Source organism: Clostridium sp. AWRP (genome assembly GCF_004006395.2).
Classification (GTDB): Bacteria; Bacillota; Clostridia; order Clostridiales; family Clostridiaceae; genus Clostridium_B.
In genome coordinates this window covers 2,219,598-2,240,337 of record NZ_CP029758.2, presented here as the reverse complement: position 1 = coordinate 2,240,337, position 20,740 = coordinate 2,219,598, and the positions used below count along the sequence as shown (strand labels likewise).

Sequence of the window (20,740 nt, the reverse complement as noted above, 5' to 3'; positions counted from 1 at the left end):
TTTTAATGCCCCCTTTTTTATTTTAACAACTTAAAGTTTCTAAACTTCCCTGCTTTATTTTATTAATTAAATCAGGTACTACCTTGTACATATCATCTACTATTCCATAGTCAGCTACATTAAATATTGGAGCTGATGGGTCTGTATTAATTGCAACAATAAAGTCTGATTCCTTCATTCCTGCCAAATGCTGTGGAGCCCCTGAAATTCCACAAGCTATATATAATTTAGGTTTTACCCTGTTTCCACTGTACCCTACCTGAAAATCCTTAGATATAAAACCATCATCAACTATCTCCCTGCTAGCTCCTACTACACCGGAAAGTAAGTCAGCAAGTTCTTTTATCATAGCCATATCTTCTGCCTTCTTTAATCCTTTGCCTGCTGCGACTACAACACTTGCATCAGAGATGTTTACTTCCTGAGATTTCAATTCTTTTATAACTTTTACAAGTTCATTTTCAGGCTTAACTGCATCTACTTTTACAATTTCACCTTTTCTATTTTCATCTCTCTTGCTTTCATTAAATTCCTTATATCTTACTGTGGACATCTGTGGATATGTGTCTGATTTTATATGTGCCAATATATTCTCACTAAAGGCAGGCCTTATTTGTATAAGTTTTCCATCTTCATCTATTTCAAGGCCCGTACAATCTGCCGTAAGCCCTGTTTCAAGAGAAGCTGCAAGCCTAGGTGCCAGTGATCTCCCAAGACTTGTTGCACCTATTAAACAAATTTCAGGTTTAATTTTCTTAATCAAATTTTCCAGGTTAGTTTTATAAACTGTCTCTTCCGGTGCATTAAATATATCATCTTCAACATAAAATACCTTATCTGCACCCCTGTATATAAGTTCCTCAGCTTTAATACAACAAGGTCCTAAAAGTGCACTGTACACAGGTATACCTAACTTACCTGCAAGTTCCCTAGCTTTTCCAAGAAGTTCATAACTTACTTTATGGATTTCCCCTTTTTTCTGTTCTGCAAATACTAAAACTCCATTATATTCCTTTTCCATATCATTATGCCTCCAAAATTTTCTTTTTTCTAAATATATCTACAAGTTCATCTTCTGCCTTAGCTGCATCCGCTTCTCTATAAATTTTTCCCTGTCTTTTCTGTATTTTTGGCACTTCTATCTTTTTAACCTTTGTAGGTGATCCTTTAAAGCCAACTTTATCAACATCTGTGTATTCCTTCAAATCTTCAAATTTTAAAGTCTGTATTTCTGCCTTTCTAGCTTTCATTTTATTTTTAAAAGTCGGAAGCCTTGGTTCATTTATATCTTTAGTAACTGTAATTAAAGCTGGTAACTTTACACTTTTTAAATAAGTTCCTTCCCATATTTCAGACCAAACTTCAATTTTATCATCACTTGCATCTGTAATCTTACTTACATAACTTGCATGAGGTACATCCAAAAATTCTGCAACTTCAGGTCCAACCTGACCTGTATCTCCATCTACAGTTTTTTCTCCAGCAATTACCAAATCGCAGCTGCCTATTTTTTTTATTGCACTTGCAAGTATAGATGATGTGGCTTTAGTATCTGATCCTCCAAATTTTACATCGCTTATAAGAATTCCTTCATTAGCACCTCTTGCAATGCATTCCCTTAATGCCTTATCTGCACTTGGAGGCCCCATGCTTACTACTGTAACCTTAGCGTCAATTTTTTCACTTATTTGTACTGCTGCTTCCAGTGCATTTAGATCAAATGGATTGATCTCTACACCTGCAGATTTACGATCCACTACTCCCTTTTCTCTATCAAATTTTACTTTTTCCATATCAGGAACCTGTTTAATTAAAACTACAATATTCATTACCAAGTCTCCATCCCTTCTGTAAATTTTTTAAATTAACTGATATGCTGTCATACTTATACAGAATAAAGCTTCACCGCGTTATCAATGTAAAGACGGCAAATAAAGCAATATCTACTACACCTTTAACCTATTCTTTTGGTGTATAAAAAAAACAGCTCTCTTTCGCTGGGGCGAAAAAGTCTGTCGCGGTACCACCCATTTTCTACTTAATTCATATAACGGCCTATACAAGCCGGATCAGCTTACAATATGTTCAGCTTACAGCTCCAGGGTGATCTTAGATATGTATATTTATGAGATTTCACCTTGTCCCACTCTCTTTAAAATATTTAACATATCTACTAGTCCTGTCATTGCTTTTATCTTTAAACACGAGTTTACTATAAGTTTAAACCAATGTCAATAAAGAATTCCAATGATTTCATAATTAATTTATTTCTATTTTAACTTTACTTCCACCCATTCCTGCCTCTGCAGGAGCAACTATAAGCTTTACAGGCATCCTATCTTTAATTGATTCAAGATGGCTTATTATACCTATGGACAACCTATCATTATGAATTTTCTCCAGGGAATCCATAACCACCTCCAGGAGGTTATCATCAAGAGTTCCAAAACCTTCATCCAGGAAAAATAATTCTAGCGGCGCACTTCCTTTTAATTGTATTTGGGCGGATAGTGCCAGTGCCAGTGCCAGTGATGTTACAAAAGTCTCTCCCCCAGATAAAGTAGATGCATCTCTTTGTGCTCCACCATTTTTATAATCCCTTATAATGAATCTGCCATCCTTATCAACTTCCAACCCATAATTTCCACAGGTAATCTCCTTTAACCTCTTGTCTGCTTCTATGGATATATATTTCAGCTGATTCTGTGCTACAAATTCCACAAATTTTTTTCCTTTGAACAGTTTATCCAGATCATCTAAAAGACTTAATTCATGTTCTAGTTTCTGTTTTTTATTTAAAAGTTTTGTAAGCTGACCTATTTTTTCGTCTATATCTTTAACTTCCCTTTCAAGCTCTATTTTATCTTTTTTTAATTTTTCTAAAGTTTCAGTATTTTTATCCCTAGTACTTTGTATTTCAATCCATCTGTCTTCGCTTAAACTCCTGTCACCTATTTTTGTATTAAGATTTTCTATAGTACCAATTATTTTAACACTTGCATTTCTATATTGTTCTATTTTAATCTTAAGTTCCTCAATTTTATCTTTAGACATATAGTTATTTTTAGCCTCAACCATATTTTCAATTTTTTCTTCTAACAGGGCCTTTTTTAAATTTTCCAGGTCATCTGTACACCTCTCATTTAAGCTAACTAAATTTTTCTGAGCTGCTATTATACTGCTACTGCATTCATTATACTGCTTTTCTATTTTTTTGTTGTTTTTTTCTATTTTCTCATATTCATATTCTATTTTTTTTATGTTACCTGATATTTCTCTTTTTAAATTTTCTAAGTCTTCCCTACCACAGGCTTTATCTTTTATACTATTTTCTTTTTCTAGTATGCTTTTATTTTTTTCTACGAAGGTAGCACTGTTTTTACTTAACTGGGTCTGTAAAGTCATTAATTTTTCATTTAAGCTCTCTTTTTTTCTTTGCTCAATTTCTAAATTTTTTCTTATATTTTTTATAACATTTTCAAGTAATGTTCTACTTTTCTCCTTTTCAAGTATTTCCTCATTCTTTTCTTTAAAATTGCAAATACCAAGTTCTTGTTTCAACAATTCATATTTTTTATTTACTTTTGCATACTTCTGGTCTATTTTCTGAAAGCTTTCCTGTAACTTTTGAAGCTGAGACCTGTTTTCTACCTTTCTCGTAACTGATTTACTGTACTCAATTTCTATGACACTTTTATCTTGATTTAAAATTTTAATCTTATTTTCCAGAGCTATTTTTTTATTATTGAATTCATCCACAGCTTTCTTTAAATTATTAAACTTACTTTCAAGATTTTTTAAAGGAAATGCTTTAAAATTCTCACCTAATTCTTTTATTTTTTTCTGTCTATCTGCTGCGTTTTCTTTTTGTACTTTAATATTCGTATCTATTTTCACTATTTCATTATTTAATTTATTACTTTTTTGAATTTTTGCATCCAAATCAAGTTTTATCTCTTTCAAATTACTTGAATCTAAAATTATAACATTTTCTACAACATGATGAACTGATCCACATACAGGACAGGGCTCTCCTTCTACTAAAGATTTCCTCAATGTATGTGCCAAATTTTCAGCTTCAATCTTTTTTACTTTTTTATCTATTTCTTCAATTTCATTTTCCAAATTATCTTTTTCACTTTTCATGTTTTGAAGCTCAATTTTAAGTTTTTCTATTAAAGTAGTGCTGCTGTGTAAATCACCTTCATATTCATAATATTTAGTCCATTTGTCTCTTACATCTGTTAAACTTTTCTGCAAAGTTAAAAGTGAGTTTTGATCCCCCGGACAGTTCTCTATTAAATTATTCAATAACTTATTGTTATCTTCTAATAAATTAGATTTTTCATTATTTTTTTTAGCTAGTATTTCACTTTTCTTTTCTTCAGTTTCAATACTTGACTTCAAGCTTTCCATATCTCTAGCCGTACTTTTTTTCTGTTCACCAATACTTTCAAGGTTGTTCAAAATCACTATGCCTTCATTAACTTTTTTCTTATACTCTTCAGAAATTTTCAAAGCCTGCATTTTATTTTCACTATCTTTTATCTGAGAGTTTATTCTACTAATCTCTGCCTCACTTTTTTCTATAGCCTTACTATTAGCCTGTAAATCTTGTTTTAAAACTGCAATATTTTTTTCTAATTTTTCTTTATCATGAATCAATATATTTAAAACTGACTTTTCTTCTATTGCCTCAATAGCCTTTTGTTCCTTTATTTTTAAATCAGGCAATTCATTATTTCTTTTATTTTTTGCATTTTCTAATTTACTTTCTATTTCATCTTTATTATTTTTTATAGATGTCATAGTATCATTTAAAATCAAAAGTTCTTTTTCTACACTTCTAATTTTTGAAAGTGTATCTTCATATTCATCAACATAAGGTTTTACCTTTGCTGCACTTTCCCCTAATAAAACTTTTTGCTGAATTTCATCTATGTATGCTTCATTTTTCTTAAGCTTCCCCTGCTCTATCAATTGATGTTTTAACTCTTCTTGAAGATTCCACAGTTCTCTACCCTTATTAAATTCATTTTGCGAATCAACTAGTTCACTTTGACACTTATCATAATTTCTATTTAATCCACAAAGTACCTTTTTCTTCTCCTCCAAAATTTTCTCATTTATATTTTCATAACCCTTTAGCTCGCCTTCAATTAAATTTGCCTTATCTTTTTCCCTGCCAATCTTCTTTGACAATTTTTCAGAAAGCTCATAACCATATTCTTGAAGGTTAAAAAGTCTTTCAAGCATATTTCTTCTGTCTTTTCCCTCAAGCCTTAAAAATTCACTAAATTTGCCCTGGGGTAAAACTACAGTCCTTGTAAAATCTTCTAGCCTAAGACCAATAACATCCTCACATTTTTCAGTTACATTTCTAGCCCCTTCTTCTAATATCTTTTCTACATCATCTGTAACATCTACTATTTTAGCTAACTTACTTCTAGGGCTACCTGTTTTATTGTCTCTTTTAAATTCTCTTTCAACTCTGTATTTTTTTACATTTCTTCCAGATATCTGGAATTCAAAACTAACGCTTAAAGTATTACAATTTATATTGATGTAATTTGAACTTTTTCTGGATGTTTCACCATATAAGGCCAGCGTCATACCGTCAAGTATGGTTGATTTTCCACTTCCCGTAGGCCCAAATATTCCAAACAAACCTCTTTGGGTCAATTTCCTAAAATCTATACATTGTGATTCTATAAAACTGTTTAACCCTTTTATTTTAAGTCTAATTGGCCTCATTATTTTCATCACCTTCCACAACAGACAATAACATATTTACTAATTCTTCCTGAGGTTCTACTTTTCTCTCTTTTAAATAAAACTCTTTAAAAACATCCTTAAAGGATTTCTGTGAAAAACTACTTATGTCAAAATTATCATTACTTTTTTCAACTATTTTAGGCATGATTTCAATTATATCTTTTTTAGTAGTTTTCATTATTTTTATTTCATCTTCTCTTATATACCTGTCCGTAGTTATCTCCAAATAGACCCAGCAATTCCTATCCTTGTTTTCTTCACATTTTTCTATTGCATCCTGAATATTTTTACACTTCCACACCTCTATGGGTTTATACGTTTTAAATTCTATATCATTTACTGTACACTTTTCTCCTGCTTTTATATCTATAATAAAGCATTTCTTTTTAAAATTAATTTCTTTTTTATTGTATTCTAAAGGAGATCCCGAATACCTAGCCCTCTTTTCCGTAGATGGTACTATTTGAGGTTTATGTATGTGACCAAGTGCAATATACTGAGCATTTTGAGGAAAACAACTTGAATCTACAATAAAGCTTCCTCCAAGCTGGGCATTTCTCTCTGAGCCTGATTCTTCACTACCCATAGTAAATAAATGAGATACTACTATATTTATAGTATCCTCTCTATAATTTTCACTTAATTTACTAAACAATGCCTTTATTCTATCACCATAGGACTTAGCCCTTTCCTCTTCCTCATCCATATCTCCGTACAAAACTTCATTTAACCTCTTTTCACTTGGAAAAGGAACTGTAAGTATGACAGCTTTTTCTTCATTTATATGAATTTCAATAAATCCTTCTCCCGAATTCACAACTGTATGTCTACCATAATTTCCTATAGGCACTACAGATTTTGGTGTACCTACCATTATAATTCCATGATCTCTGGCTAAAGGTCCTGCTGCTACTAACCTGTCAGGATTATCATGATTGCCTGCTATAACCAAGGTCACTCTCTCCCCATTTGAAGACAGTTTTTTTAGCGTATCATAAAACATTTTTTCCGCCCTTGCAGGTGGATTAGGACTATCATAAATGTCTCCTGCAATAATTATTAAATCCACATTGTTATCCGAAACTATATGTACAAAATCTTTGAGGAAAGCCTCCTGCTCATCCATACGACTATGTCCCTCTAGATTTTTTCCCAAATGCCAATCAGAAGTATGCAAAATTCTCATTAATTCTCCTCCAAACCTTTCACCAAAAACATCATAAGTAATTAGCTACTTATGCGTTTTTAACCATTTACTATGGACTCTAAATTTTACTATATTATAACATAAAATTATTTCACCTACCTCAATAGGGACGTATTTAATCCTTATATGTTTTTAACCATCTCCGTTAAATTTAACCAAATACATATATTTCTATAAAAGTAGTATAATAAATAGTATTAAAGTATAATTTTTGAAAGAAGTGATATTATTAGGAATCGCAAATTTACTATATTAAAAATTATAATTGCACTTACTGTTTTTACATTATTGGGTACGATAATTTTTAAAGACAGTATAATTAATGTAAAAGGCAGCTCCAGCTATAAAAATTTTTCACTAGACATCTTCAACTTAAAAAAAACACCTATAAACTTAATTTATGAAAATAAAAAGATTAAGATTGACTTACCTATAGGTGTAAAAAACAACATATATTATATACCTGTAAATGAAATAGTATCCAATTTAGATGGAAAATTTTCAGTAAAACATAGAAAAGCTGAATTAAATTTTCTCTCAACACGCTCTCTTATCGATACTAAAGGAACTACTTATAAAATAAATGGAACAACATATAAGTTAAGGCACAAAACGTTTTTAAAACAAAATATTTTATATATATCCCTATTTGATTTTACAAATATGTTTAATTTAAAAACTTATTGGAATGAAAAAAGTTCAGAAATATGCTTTTATAAAAATAAGGATATAGTTACATTAAGTACAACCCCTATAAAGAAAAAAGCAGCTTTACTGAGATTAGAGGACATTTCTGCCGGAGGGCTTTACAATTCCCATGAAACCTTAGAGAAATTGAGGATAGTAACTGATTATTTATATGGTAAAGGAACAATATTTTACGTTGCCTGGGTTCCAAGATATATTGACCCTTCCATGAATATAGACAACAATTTATTGGGAAAAAATAATATGTTTAATGCTGATTTTGTATTCACATTAGACTACATGATAAATAAAAATGGTATTTTAGGACTTCATGGATACACCCATCAATATGGAAATGCAAAAAGCATTGACGCAATAGAATTTCACCGAAGTAAAAAAGATAACATTCCAGCAAGTGCTGAATATGCTAAGGATAGAATTAATAAGGCTATACAGACAGCAAAGGCATTGGATATAAATTGTGATTTTTTCGAAGCACCCCATTATGCCATACTACCCGAACAAATGAAAGTAGTGGAAAAATCCTTCAATTATATGTATGAACCTTATTCAATAAATGGAGGTTTTACAGAATCCAAACATATTGTAAAGTTTGAAAACAGTCACAGAAAAGCTGTTTACATTCCAACTCCATTAGGATATGTAGATGGTAAAAATTATTGTAGAAATATGTTGAATAAAATAAGGGAACTAAATGACAATACGGTTGCAAGTTTATTCTACCACCCCTACATTGAGTTTGATTATATAAATCTTTCAACAGAGAAAAATGGATACCCAACTTACACTTATTCAACCAATTCACCACTGCACCAGATAGTAGAAGTACTTAATAAAAAGGGATATAACTTTAATAGTATAGATAATTTATTAAGAAGCAAATAAACCAACTTATTTGTTTCATATAATTTCAAATTAAAAAATTTTATGAAGTTTCTAACTAAAAAATAAGCTTATGCATAGAAATATTTAACTGTACTTGTGGTTGTAAAATATTCGGAGCATAAGTTTATTTTTGGTTTAGAAACTCTCTATAAAATTAAAATTTTCGTTCCAATAATTCTATTTTTTTCTCATCCTTAAAATCATCTATAGAATGTATATTCAAAGCATGTAATACTCCATGCATACATTCACTATCTACAGCAACTTTTATTTCAGAATCTTGTGCAAATTTATTTACTCGATCCCTACCTTCATCCTTAAGTACAATTGCTTTGGGACCACCTACACATCCACCAATGCAGCCCATTCCTTCAATAAAATTAGCTTTTATCTCTCCATTTTGCACCTTGGTAAGCATTTCTTTACATTCTCTAATGCCATTTGCCTGAATTGCACTAAATAGTTTATGCTTTTCAGGAAAAATTCTTTCCACAGCTTCGCTTACTGCAATAGAAACTCCACCTGTACGGGCATATAATCTTCCCCCTCTAGAAGAATATTTAGAGGAAAAATCTCCTTCAAGTTTAGATGGAACTATATGAAAAGCATCAAATATATCTCTTAATTCTTCAAAAGTAAGTACAAAATCTATTGCTCCTTTTATGTCTCCTTCCTTTGCTTCAGATTTTTTAGCAATACATGGACCTATAAACACTACCTTGCAGTAAGGACTTAACTTTTTAAGTACTCTTCCTCCTGCAACCATTGGAGATACAGAAGGAGATACGTGTTTAACCAAATTACTGTATACCTTTTTTACCATAGCCACCCACATAGGACAGCAGCAGGAAGTTATCATAAAATCTTTTTCATTTTTTACATGATTGTCAAATTCAATAGATTCCTTTAAAGTAAGCATATCTGCAAAAAATGCCACTTCAATCATATCAGTAAATCCCAGTTTTTTAAAAGCAGTCCTAAGTTGATCCATAGTAACATCCTCCCCAAACTGTCCTATTATGGCAGGAGCCACTATAGCCACAACTGGAGATTTGCTTTTTAAAATATCGAAAAGAGGAATGAACTGAACTTTATCCATTATTCCCCCAGTAGGACAAACATCTACACAAAAACCACAATCAGTACACTTTTCTTTATCTATGTAAGCACAATTTTTGTTATTGTCTATAGAAATTGCATCAAAAGGGCATGTTTTTTGACATAATATCTCACCTTTTTCATCCATACATTCCATGGAACAGTCTTTAACTTTATTGATTACTTTACCATCTTGTTTATAAGACTTTATTGCTTTTTTCAAATTTTCTATAAAGTTAGAACTGTAATCTACATTAGTGCCGCACAATGTAGATATAATCTTACACAATTCTTGTTTATCTATTTTAGACTCTAATAAAAACGACATCACTTCTTCTTCAAAATTTCCGCTATAATATGACTTTATTATGGATTTAAATAGATTCCTATAATCATCTCTCAATTTACACTACATCTCCTCTTAACTGTTCCTCAAAAACCTGCTCATTACCATCAATTTCTTCTGATTCAATAGCTTCTAATAACTAATATACTTTCCTTATCTGAGATATAATAACCACAAATTTTTGTTAAACCTAGAGGAGCATTTAAGTACACTATTCAAACAGTAGAATATAGTACTGCAGCAATGAATATTTATTTAATTTTACTATTTATGTTAAAGTATGAAGAATAAATGTCTTTGGCTACAGAAGCTGCACCAACTCCTCCGTGACCACCATCAAATAAAACCACACATACTGCTATCTTTGGTTTATCACTAGGAGCAAATCCTACATACTCTGCATAGTCGGTTCTTCCAACTTGTTCTTGATTACCAAGACTTTGAGCAGTACCTGTTTTACCTGCTGCACTTATTGGGAATCCATTAAATACACTAGATGCTGTACCATTTTCATTAACGGCATTCATTCCTTCTTTGACAGATTCCAAATTTGCAGCACTGACACCAGTTTTTTTTATAACCTCTGGCTTGATTTTTTTAATTACTTTTCCATCTGTATCTAGGTATTGATCTACCAAGTGGAGTTTATATCTAGTACCTCCATTTGCAAGAGTTGCAACATAATTCACTATTTGAAGAGGCGTAAATTGATTTAATCCTTGACCTATAGCAGCATTTTCTATGTTTGCAGGTACTTTTAGTTGTGCATTGGCATCTGAAATAGTAATACTATATATTGCACTAATTAAACTATTCATTTGGCTGTCACTAATATCCTTTTTATTATTAGCATCCTTTGATGTAAGTTCTGAAAATAATTCCTTATATTTTGATTTGTCAAAAGAACTAGTTCCATTTTTTATACAATCTTTTATAAGATTTTTAATATTATTTTTAATTTGTGTTGTTTCTTTTGAATCATTATCGTTATCATATAAATCTACTGTAACAATCTTGTGTCCGTAGTCATCTTGCCCATTTTTAAGTACAGACATAGTTTTCCAAAGATAAGTGCTAGCATAAGCATTTTTATTCGACACAGTATTATATACTTGCCCAAACTTTTCTGATATCTCTATTCCCGTAGCAGCTTTAACATTACTGTTTGGATCTATACCCAGTCCAAATTTCCATGCATATTTTGCCAGAATATTATCTCCAAGCGCATTTCTAAGCTTTTCTGCCACTGTCATGAAATAGGGGTTACTGGATTTCTCTATGGCACTTATAAGATTTACAACTCCTTGAGGGCCATCCGACTTAAACACTACTATTTTTCCTCCCTGATCAAATTTACCTTGATCATCTACAGTAAAATCTGGAGTTATAACTCCAGTTTCAAGACCTGCAATAGCAGTTATGGGTTTAAAAGTAGAACCTGGAGGAATAAGAGATTGAGTGGCATAATTATAAAAAGGTTTTGGGTATATGTCATATACATCCTTTCTCATAGTAGTATTGTTCTTTATGCTTTTATCAATTGGGAAAAGTTCATTTAACACTTCATCCTCACTTTCTCCTGGATAATTAGATGTAATTCCTCGTGTTTCAATATAATTTCTTCCAAATTGTTCTAGATTAGGGTTGAAATATTTATTGTACATTTCCGAACTCAAATTTCCTGGTACCGTAAACAAATTTGGATCATATCTTGGTACTTGAGCCATTGCTATTATTGCTCCCGTATTGACATTTACTGCTACAGCTGCTCCTCTTGTAGCATTTGAAGTATTTGATCCTGGCTGCTCATAAGGATTACGCCTAAGATCTGCCAGAGTACTTTCAAGGGAATTTTCTGCAGCTTTTTGTACATTTGTATCTATAGTAAGCTGTACTGTCTGTCCAGGACACGATTCCTTTTCCCCAAGTTCTTCAGTTATTTTCCCATTTTTATTCAACTTTACTATCTTTCCACCTTTTGATCCTTTTAGTCTGTCCTCAAGAGCTCCTTCAATTCCCGCTTGCCCTACGTAATCACTATTTACATCATATCCTTTTTCTGTATATTTTTCATAACTAGAAGATATTTTTGATATGTACCCTAAAAAGTTGGATCCTAAATCTCCATTTGGATAAGATCTTATAGGTTCTGTAGTTACATCCATTCCTGGGAGTTCATTTAATATTTGCAAAAATTTAAAGGCAGTTTCCTTTTTTATATTGCTGGCCACAATAACAGGTTTATATCCTAAAAAGCTATTCATTTTTAAGGTGTCTTTTATAATCATGAGTCTTCTCTGTTGTTCAAGAGGATAAGTACTACTTATACCATATCGTTTCATAAGCTTTTTGAAGGTATCCTCTGGAGACATATTCAAAAGTTCTTTATTAACCTGTACTTTAAGTTCATCATCAGATATATTCTTGCTTTTTTTCCTGATATTTTTTTCTAAGTCCTCATTTAATCCCCGATCTCTTTTAAACTTAATTTCAAGATTTTTTCTTGTATCCTCATCATCACTTCTAAATTCAAATCTATAAGGATTCACTTTTAGTTCAAAATCATCCCGCTGACTCTCACCACTATCATCCAATATTTTAAATACCTTATTCATAGTACTGAAAAAAACTTTATCCTTATTATTAGTCTGATTATATATCAACATGTATCCCTGGGTGCTGGCAGCTAAAATATTGCCCTTAGAATCCAAGATTTTCCCTCTTGGAGCTATGTCTGAAATTTCTTTTATAGATTTATTGCTTGCCTTTTCCTTGTATTCAGCGCCTTGCACTACTTGAAGAAAAAAAAGCCTTACAATTATTATTAAAAAAATAATTATCATAATTGCTATAAGAATAGTATATCTTGTAATACTAAATCTCTTTTTTTCATTCATAAAATATCTCCCCTAAATTCATTTTAGCTTATACTAAAGATGATATAAGATGGTAAATAATAAAATTATTGTAATATATAAATTATAACATATAATATGTATATATTTTTCATATCTGTGATAATTTATCCGATGACTACCTATTCTAATACTTCCACGCACTCTGTGAAAGCGACTGTCACCAAATCAAAGAATTTGGGACATCTGCTTTTTTCCAAGTGGAAGTAAAGAACAGCTACGTCCCTGGATAACGATTTTTCCTAAAGGATAACGCCTTCTAAGTGCTAAAGCACTAAGAATCCTGTTAATAAGCATCAGGTGGAGTCAAAACTCCATCTGATGCCAAGAACTCTGTTTATTTAGGGGAAAATTGTATTAATTAATTTGCAAATATATCTTGTTTAATATTTTCATTAAACCTTTTAGCTTTAAGCATAGCAATCTCATACTTATAAGGAGGTCTTTTTACCCCTTCAGTATTTGCTAGATAAGGTGTTTCTAAAATTTTAGGAACATCTTTTAAATTTTCATGATTTGCCACATAAGAAAGTGCATCAAATCCAATGCTGCCGAATCCAATCATTTCATGCCTGTCTTTTCTACTTCCTTTAGGATTTTTACTGTCATTTAAGTGAATTACTTTTAATCTATCTATACCTACTATATGATCAAACTCATTCAATACCCCGTCAAAATCTTCTGCTACGTTATATCCGGCATCGTTAATATGGCAGGTGTCAAAACAAACTGTAATTTTTTCGTTATATTTTACTCCATCTATTATTTTTGCAATTTCCTCAAAATTTCTTCCACATTCTGATCCTTTTCCTGCCATGGTTTCAAGCGCTATCTGTACAGTCTGATCTCCAGTTATAACTTCATTTAATCCTTTTACAATCTGTGCTATTCCAACTTCCGTGCCTGCCCCTACATGCGCACCAGGATGCAGCACAAGCTGTTTCACTTTTTTTATAGCAGAAGCTCTTTCTATTTCTTGTCTTAAGAAATTCACTCCAAGTTCAAAAGTAGCAGGCTTTATACTATTTCCTATATTTATAATATAAGGAGCATGAACTACTATTTCATCAATACCGTTTTCATTCATTTTTTCTATTGCTTCGTCAATTCTAAGCTTTTCTAAGGGTTTTCTAGAAGTATTTTGAGGTGCTCCTGTATAAAACATAAAAGTATTTGCACCATAAGAAAGAGCTTCTTTTACAGAACCTAAAAGCATATCCTTTCCATTCATTGAAACATGTGAACCTATCTTAAGCATGTAATCACCTTTTTCCATAAGTATTTTTATCAAAATTTATACCCTACGCATTTCTAATACATAATTATACTACAAATCTTAATTATTGTATCAAAGGGATATGTAAATATATCTTGACAGACGAAAACTATTTTATCAAAAGTACTAAAGTACCTATTACAATTATTATTAATCCCCAAAATGATTTTTTCGTAAGTTTTTCTTTTAAAATGAAATATGAAAATACAATTGAAATAACAATACTCAATTTATCTATAGGTACAACTACACTTGCAAGACCTTTTTGTAAAGCTCTATAGTAGCAAAGCCACGAAGATCCTGTTGTAATTCCTGAAAGACAAATAAATAGGCAGCTTCTTTTATCAATATTTTTAATTTCATTTTGCTTTTTCGAAACAAAAACTACTACCCACGCCATAATTAATACAACAACGGTTCTGATTGCAGTTCCTAAGTTTGATTCAACTCCACTGATTCCCACTTTTCCAAGAATTGAAGTCAAACTTGCAAACACCGCTGACAACGCAGCATAAAATAGCCATCTGCTATCCATAATTTCTTTGTTTCTTACTTTCTTCTTAGTTATCATCATGTATGTGCCTATTCCTATAGCACACATCCCAATGAATTTTATCCAGGTAATTTTTTCCCCTAATAGGATAAAAGCTAAAATAATAGTCAATACTGTACTTGATTTATCAATTGGTGTTACTTTGTTTACATCCCCAAGCTGAAGAGCTTTAAAATAACAAAGCCATGAAGCCCCTGTTGCCAGTCCTGACAATATCAAAAAAAGTAAGCTTTGTCCACTTATTTGATAAATCATATTTTGGGAACCAACAACAAGAACTATAAGCCATGAAAAAATTAATATAACAATAGTCCTGATTGCAGTTGCCAGATTAGAATCTGTTTGTTTTATTCCTATCTTAGCTAAAATAGCTGTAATGCCAGCAAAAAATGCTGAACCAAATGCAAATAATACCCACATTAAAATTTCCTTCTTTCTATTTGTCTGATGGCTTCTGTTGAGTTATATACAAAATAATTAACATTCATAATTTTTGATATATAGATTATTTTTTATTTGATTCAAACTTAGAATTCTCCCGCAAATCCCAGAACACTTTAAATTCCAATTTTTCAACTTCTCTCTGCTGTTTATAACTGATACGCAGCGTGGAATTATCAGGGATTTCTATATCTTCGTCGAGTTGTTTCAGAATTGATTTTATGTTATAGCCGTGCTCCTTCACTGTTTTCAGAGTTTCATCAATTTTGTCAAATAGCACAGTAGATTCACCCGAAATATCCTCTGAAACAATGTATCGTTCACTTTGATTGATATAATCTATAGAATCTCCAGACGCAATCCAATCTATCAGTGCCTGTTTATTGAAGCGCCATTCACGCCCAATTTTTCTTGCAGGAACATGTTCTTCACGCAATAATTTGATTAAAGTTTTTTCACTTACTCCTAAAAAATCAATAGCCTGTTCAAGGTTTAATATATTGTTATCCAAAATGTAACACCTCGCCTTTATTACTTACCTTTTAATAACATTGTATTATAGCTTAACAGATATATCAATATAAACTGAATTTAATATGAATTTAGCTGAATTTAATTGTTGTATAGTATTAATATAACTAATTTAATCTATTATTTTCGTTCTTTAGCTTGATGACTATGTGTTATTACCCCTATAATAAACAGAGTTCTTGGCATCAGATGGAGTTTTGACTCCACCTGATGCTTATTAACAGGATTCTTAGTGCTTTAGCACTTAGAAGGCGTTATCCTTTAGGAAAAATCGTTATCCAGGGACGTAGCTGCTCTTTACTCACACTTAGGAAAAAGCAGATGTCCCAAATTCTTTGATTTGGTGACAGTCGCTTTCACAGAGTGCGTGGGAGTATTAGAGCAGGTAGTCATCGGATAAATAATCAAATTTTGTACATAATATTATATGAATCAATATTGATTCCTCTTTGATTAATTTTTGAAAGAAATATTAAAAAAATACCCTATAGAGGTATATTAAAAACTCTATAGGGTATTTTTTTATATTACAAAACATAAGTTACTAAAACAGTTTTTTTAGCCAACATTATAAAAAATTTTATATCTTTATATTATACTTTTCAATCTTATTGTACAAAGTATTTCTTCTTATACCAAGTGCTTCTGCTGAATGGGTTATATTGCCCTTAAATTTCTTCAATACTTTAATTACATGTTCTTTTTCCACATAATCTAATTTTAGGCAGTCATCACTAACATCCACAAGTACTTCATTATCACAATTTTCTTCTGCAAAATAATCTGCAGGTATAGATCCTGTATTTACAATTAACTCAACCAAATTTTCCAATTCTCTTATATTCCCAGGCCAGTTGTATTTAATCATTTTCTTCAAATATTTTTTTAATATAACTGGCTCCTTTTTATTTAATTTTTGTGAAATATTCTTAACAAAATATTCAATAAGAAGAGGTATATCCTTTTTTCTTTCTCTAAGTGGAGGTAAAAATAGAGGCAGCACATTTAATCTGTAATATAAGTCTTTTCTAAATCTTCCAGCTTCTACTTCCCTTTTTAAATCTCTATTGGTGGCAGCTATAATTCTTACATCTATAGGTATAGACTTTGAACTCCCAATTGTTGTTATTACACCCTCCTGTACAACCCGTAAAAGCTTTGTCTGCATATCCATAGGCATTTCTCCAATTTCATCCAGCATTATAGTTCCACCATCTGCCAATCTAAATTTCCCAAGATTTCCACCTTTTTTAGCTCCTGTAAAAGCCCCCTCTTCATATCCAAAAAGCTCAGACTCTATAAGTTGTTTAGGGATGGCACCACAATTTAAAGCTACAAATGGTCCATTTACTCTTCTACTATAATTATGAATTGATTGTGCAAACACTTCTTTTCCAGTACCACTTTCTCCCATTATAAGTATAGTTGATTTACTATCTGAAATCTTTTTTGCATAATTTACTACTTTTGTAAAGTTTTCATCCTGACCCATTATTTTATCAAAAGTATAATAAGCCTCTCCATTTCCTCTTTTATTTACTCTTTTGATTTCCTCAAAAACATATACTATCTCAATATTATCATCTTCACAATTATATATTGAACTAGTAGTTAACTGATATTGAGTTTTGTTTTTCGCTACTGCTATATTTGTTTCTCTTAAATCACTTTCCCCTAAACATATGGATGCCTTTATATCATTCCAGTTTTCTATGATATCTTCCATTTTATGTGTTTCTAATTTGCTGTTTGTAGTGCTAAACATATCTTGAGCTTTTTTATTGCAAATTTTAATTTTTCCATCTACATCAGAACTTACTATAGCAATAGGACTGGATTTAAATATGTTCTCCATATATTTATAGTTCATATTTTTAATCTTGTTGTACTCTTTTACTTTAAGCATTTCTTCTATAGCATTTGATGCTGCTATAGCCATACCAAGTGTATGGGAATGTACAAACTCGATATATCCAGTAAGACTCAAAATTCCTATAAGTTTCCCTTTATTATCTTTTATAGGTGCCGCAGAACATGTCCACTTATGATATGCATTAATAAAATGATCATCTCCAGATATTTGAACTGGCAGTTTGCTTTTTATAACCATGCTCATAGCATTTGTTCCTATATTTTCTTCATTCATAAAAGCTCCTGGCACCATTTTCAAAGAAAGGGCTTCTGAAAGTATTTTTTCATCACCTAATGCATTTAATATACATCCTTCTTCATCTGTAAGTAACGCAAAAAAATTAAATTTCTTTACAAAATTAACCAAATATTCCATATAAGGTGCTGCAGTTAATATCAAATTTCTGTTAGCTGCAAATCTTTTTTGCAATTCAACATCATACATTATTTTTTTACTAAATACCTGATGTGGGTCAATAAGGAACTTTTTGCACCTTTTATGTGAAAGCTCTATATCTGATTTGGATACAACTACATTGCCTAATTTGCAAATAGCTGCATTCATTATAATTCCTCCAATCATAGCAACAATTCCATTTTACGTTATTATAGCTCCATAAACCATTGGTATATTAAGTTTCTTACAGCTGTGTTGAAGTATCAATCTTGCTGGTATGCTGTCAAGAGCATCTACTACTACATCATGATTACTTAAAATACTGCAGGCATTATCTTCTGTAAGCATTTTTTCTAATGCTTTTACTTCTATTAGCAGATTTACTTTTTCCATTTCTTCTTTTGATAGGGTTTTCATATTTCTATCATAACGTCCCAATTTAACCGCCTCCTACTGGTGGAAACAATGATAAAACATCATTGTCATTAAGTTTCGTATTTGCTTTATCATCCCTACCGTTTATAAGTAAAATAGCTACTTCTTCTTCCTTAATATTTATCTTTTTTAATATATCAGAAGGTGTTACAGGCTCGTCAAATTCTAAAAACAATTTTTTATCTCTATCTTTTCTAAAGTAAGCAAATAATCTAACTTCTATTTTCAAGTTTTCACCTCCTTAGGCTAAGAAAATAGACTTCATATACAGAGACAAGATGTCTTTTTAATACATGAAGTCTAATCTCTAATTAATTAAACTAAAATTTACCTACATATTCATCTAATCTTAATTTCTTTAACGTTTCCTCCGTAGGTATACCATTTTTATCCCATCCACGTACCGAGTAATATTCTGGAAGAAGTACGTCTAACCTATGAACTTCTCCTTTAGATGGACCATCTGGAATAGGCTCTTCTAAAAGTCTCTTTGGCAAAGTATCCTGGCTGCTGTCTATTCCAGCTGATAAATTGAACAATTTTTCAAGAGTCCAAATTCTATCACCAGCTTGCATTATAGAATCAACATCATGAGGGTCCTCTCCTACTACTGCATTATATAAATCTACATAATCCTGTGCTCCTAAACCAAAGGTAGTAAATATACATAAGCCAAGAGCATCTATTACAGCAGTTAAATCATGGAATACTTTTGCATAACCTGCTTTACCTTCCAATGCAAATCTATCAAGTTTTTCTGGATAACCTAGTATTTCAGGACTAATCATGTATCCTTTAATATGACATCCTCCTCTATTGTTAACTGCATAAGTAATACCATGTCCCTGTACTCCTCTTGGATCATATGCTGGAATTTCTTGTTTCTTTACTGTCATGGAATACTCTGGTACACCATAGGATTCACAAAGTCTATAGGATCCATCTGCCATCTTTGCACCAAAGCCTTCTTTAAGAGCTATTTTCTTTACCCAGGCAACCATTGATTCTGTATCTCCCCATTTAAGAGATAGGTTATCCCCTGCTATTTCTTCATCCTTTATGTATCCTCTCTGATAAAGTTCCATAGCTGCTGCAATAGTTGCACCACAGGAAATAGTATCTAAACCATATTCATTACATAACATATTTGCTTCATTTACAGCATCTAAATCATATGCACCACAATCAGATCCAAAGCACCATAATGTTTCATATTCAGGTCCTCCGCATTCTGTACCGTCCTTTAATTTAACCCATCTTCCACAAGCTATAGGGCATCTATAACAAGGATTTTTTCTTACTAAGCGATCTTTTGTAAGTGTTTCTCCACTTATTTTATCTGCTTCATCAGTATAAGCTTCCTGAAAATTCTTTACCGGATGTACTCCATTTTCATTTATTATATTAACAAGTACAGCTGTACCATAAGTTGGAAGTCCACCTCCAGCTACTGGATCTTTTCTCAAAATACCTGTCTTCTCAAGTGCTACAGCTTTTACTTTTTCCTCATCAAATAATTTTACTTTTCCACTTCCTTTAACTACGATAGCTTTCAGGTTCTTTGATCCCATAACTGCACCAACGCCGCCTCTTCCTGCAGTTCTATCAACATCATTCATTACAGCTGCCATAAATGATAAATTTTCACCAGCTGGTCCTATACATAACACTTTGGACTTCTTGCGATCTGATCCTTCTAATTCTTTTGTAGTTTCTAATGCCAGCTTTCCCCAAAGCTGTGATGCATCTTTGAATTCTATTTTATCATCTACTATTTCAATATAAACTGGAGAATCAGCCTTATCTTCTACTATTATCATATCCCATCCAGCTGATTTCAATTCTGCTCCCCATTTTCCACCTGAATTTGCAATTGCTATAGTTCCTGTAAGAGGTGATTTAGTGATTACCATAAATCTTCCGCTTGTTGGAACCGGTGCTCCTGTTAAAGGTCCCGTAGCAATTATAAATTTATTTTCTGGAGATAATGCATCTACCTTAGGATCTACTTCATCAAATAAAGTTTTAACTCCTAAGCCCCTGCATCCTATAAACTTTTTAGCTTTTCCTAAATCTAAATCTTCTGCCTTACAAGTTCTTTCCTTTAAATTGATTCTTAATACTTTGCCATTGTAACCGTACATAAACAAATTCCTCCTAAAAGTATATTTGTATATACTTAAAGCAAGAATCATGCCAAATATTTTCACCTATACTAATCATACTCATTTCCCCAATTTAGATCTTATGTAAACGGTTGTT

14 protein-coding genes and 1 other annotated feature are annotated in these 20,740 nt (G+C 31.6%); of the genes, 1 reads left to right on the top strand and 13 read right to left on the bottom strand.

Annotation, left to right across the window (positions count from 1 at the left end):
* Positions 1-22: 22 nt before the first annotated feature.
* The 4 genes from DMR38_RS10385 to DMR38_RS10370 form a co-directional block, all read right to left on the bottom strand.
* Positions 23-1,021 (bottom strand): electron transfer flavoprotein subunit alpha/FixB family protein, encoded by a 999-nt coding sequence (locus DMR38_RS10385; protein ID WP_127721255.1) that lies wholly within the window; start codon positions 1,019-1,021, stop codon positions 23-25.
* Positions 1,022-1,025: 4 nt separating this feature from the next.
* Positions 1,026-1,829: an electron transfer flavoprotein subunit beta/FixA family protein gene (locus DMR38_RS10380; RefSeq protein WP_127721254.1), complete on the bottom strand. Its 804-nt coding sequence runs from the start codon at positions 1,827-1,829 to the stop codon at positions 1,026-1,028.
* Positions 1,830-1,995: 166 nt separating this feature from the next.
* Positions 1,996-2,195: a binding site (T-box leader), on the bottom strand.
* A gap of 64 nt (positions 2,196-2,259) precedes the next feature.
* Entirely contained in the window at positions 2,260-5,754 is a 3,495-nt protein-coding gene (locus tag DMR38_RS10375) for an AAA family ATPase (protein WP_127721253.1), read from the bottom strand.
* Positions 5,741-6,961: an exonuclease SbcCD subunit D gene (locus DMR38_RS10370; RefSeq protein ID WP_127721252.1), complete on the bottom strand. Its 1,221-nt coding sequence runs from the start codon at positions 6,959-6,961 to the stop codon at positions 5,741-5,743. Before DMR38_RS10370 ends, DMR38_RS10375 begins: the two co-directional genes overlap by 14 nt.
* A 309-nt stretch (positions 6,962-7,270) precedes the next feature.
* Between DMR38_RS10370 and DMR38_RS10365 the strand changes: the two genes are divergently transcribed.
* Positions 7,271-8,575 (top strand): DUF2334 domain-containing protein, encoded by a 1,305-nt coding sequence (locus DMR38_RS10365; protein ID WP_127721251.1) that lies wholly within the window; start codon positions 7,271-7,273, stop codon positions 8,573-8,575.
* Between the two features lie 154 nt (positions 8,576-8,729).
* Here DMR38_RS10365 and DMR38_RS10360 read toward each other — a convergent pair whose 3' ends face one another.
* From DMR38_RS10360 to DMR38_RS10320, 9 genes are all read right to left on the bottom strand, one after another.
* The gene (locus DMR38_RS10360; RefSeq protein WP_127721250.1) at positions 8,730-10,076 is read right to left on the bottom strand and encodes a [Fe-Fe] hydrogenase large subunit C-terminal domain-containing protein; all 1,347 of its coding nucleotides are present in this window, start codon (positions 10,074-10,076) and stop codon (positions 8,730-8,732) included.
* Between the two features lie 194 nt (positions 10,077-10,270).
* A complete protein-coding gene (locus DMR38_RS10355) occupies positions 10,271-12,916 on the bottom strand; it encodes a penicillin-binding transpeptidase domain-containing protein (RefSeq protein ID WP_127721249.1) in 2,646 nt (881 codons plus the stop codon).
* Positions 12,917-13,295: 379 nt separating this feature from the next.
* On the bottom strand, positions 13,296-14,192 hold the full coding sequence (locus DMR38_RS10350) for a deoxyribonuclease IV (protein ID WP_127724016.1): 897 nt from the start codon (positions 14,190-14,192) through the stop codon (positions 13,296-13,298).
* Between the two features lie 127 nt (positions 14,193-14,319).
* Positions 14,320-15,183, bottom strand: a complete 864-nt coding sequence (locus tag DMR38_RS10345) for an EamA family transporter (RefSeq protein ID WP_127721248.1) — start codon at positions 15,181-15,183, stop codon at positions 14,320-14,322.
* 85 nt (positions 15,184-15,268) lie between these two features.
* On the bottom strand, positions 15,269-15,715 hold the full coding sequence (locus tag DMR38_RS10340) for a helix-turn-helix domain-containing protein (protein ID WP_127721247.1): 447 nt from the start codon (positions 15,713-15,715) through the stop codon (positions 15,269-15,271).
* Between the two features lie 600 nt (positions 15,716-16,315).
* A complete protein-coding gene (locus DMR38_RS10335; protein ID WP_127721246.1) occupies positions 16,316-18,211 on the bottom strand; it encodes a sigma 54-interacting transcriptional regulator in 1,896 nt (631 codons plus the stop codon).
* A 33-nt stretch (positions 18,212-18,244) separates the two neighbouring features.
* Complete coding sequence (locus DMR38_RS10330) at positions 18,245-18,481, bottom strand: ThiF family adenylyltransferase (protein ID WP_243124545.1); 237 nt, start codon at positions 18,479-18,481, stop codon at positions 18,245-18,247.
* A gap of 1 nt (position 18,482) precedes the next feature.
* Positions 18,483-18,707, bottom strand: coding sequence for a MoaD/ThiS family protein (locus DMR38_RS10325; RefSeq protein WP_127721245.1), 225 nt, complete (start codon positions 18,705-18,707; stop codon positions 18,483-18,485).
* A 91-nt stretch (positions 18,708-18,798) separates the two neighbouring features.
* Positions 18,799-20,622 (bottom strand): aldehyde ferredoxin oxidoreductase family protein, encoded by a 1,824-nt coding sequence (locus tag DMR38_RS10320; protein WP_127721244.1) that lies wholly within the window; start codon positions 20,620-20,622, stop codon positions 18,799-18,801.
* Between the last annotated feature and the right edge of the window lie 118 nt (positions 20,623-20,740).

What these genes read in the sequence shown, in the direction of transcription:
- DMR38_RS10320 (WP_127721244.1), bottom strand. Translation starts at nt 20,622, where the DNA reads ATGTACGGTTACAATGGCAAAGTATTAAGAATCAATTTAAAGGAAAGA.
- DMR38_RS10375 (WP_127721253.1), bottom strand. Translation starts at nt 5,754, where the DNA reads ATGAGGCCAATTAGACTTAAAATAAAAGGGTTAAACAGTTTTATAGAA.
- DMR38_RS10370 (WP_127721252.1), bottom strand. Translation starts at nt 6,961, where the DNA reads ATGAGAATTTTGCATACTTCTGATTGGCATTTGGGAAAAAATCTAGAG.
- DMR38_RS10385 (WP_127721255.1), bottom strand. Translation starts at nt 1,021, where the DNA reads ATGGAAAAGGAATATAATGGAGTTTTAGTATTTGCAGAACAGAAAAAA.
- DMR38_RS10345 (WP_127721248.1), bottom strand. Translation starts at nt 15,183, where the DNA reads ATGTGGGTATTATTTGCATTTGGTTCAGCATTTTTTGCTGGCATTACA.
- DMR38_RS10355 (WP_127721249.1), bottom strand. Translation starts at nt 12,916, where the DNA reads ATGAATGAAAAAAAGAGATTTAGTATTACAAGATATACTATTCTTATA.
- DMR38_RS10335 (WP_127721246.1), bottom strand. Translation starts at nt 18,211, where the DNA reads ATGAATGCAGCTATTTGCAAATTAGGCAATGTAGTTGTATCCAAATCA.
- DMR38_RS10380 (WP_127721254.1), bottom strand. Translation starts at nt 1,829, where the DNA reads ATGAATATTGTAGTTTTAATTAAACAGGTTCCTGATATGGAAAAAGTA.
- DMR38_RS10350 (WP_127724016.1), bottom strand. Translation starts at nt 14,192, where the DNA reads ATGCTTAAGATAGGTTCACATGTTTCAATGAATGGAAAGGATATGCTT.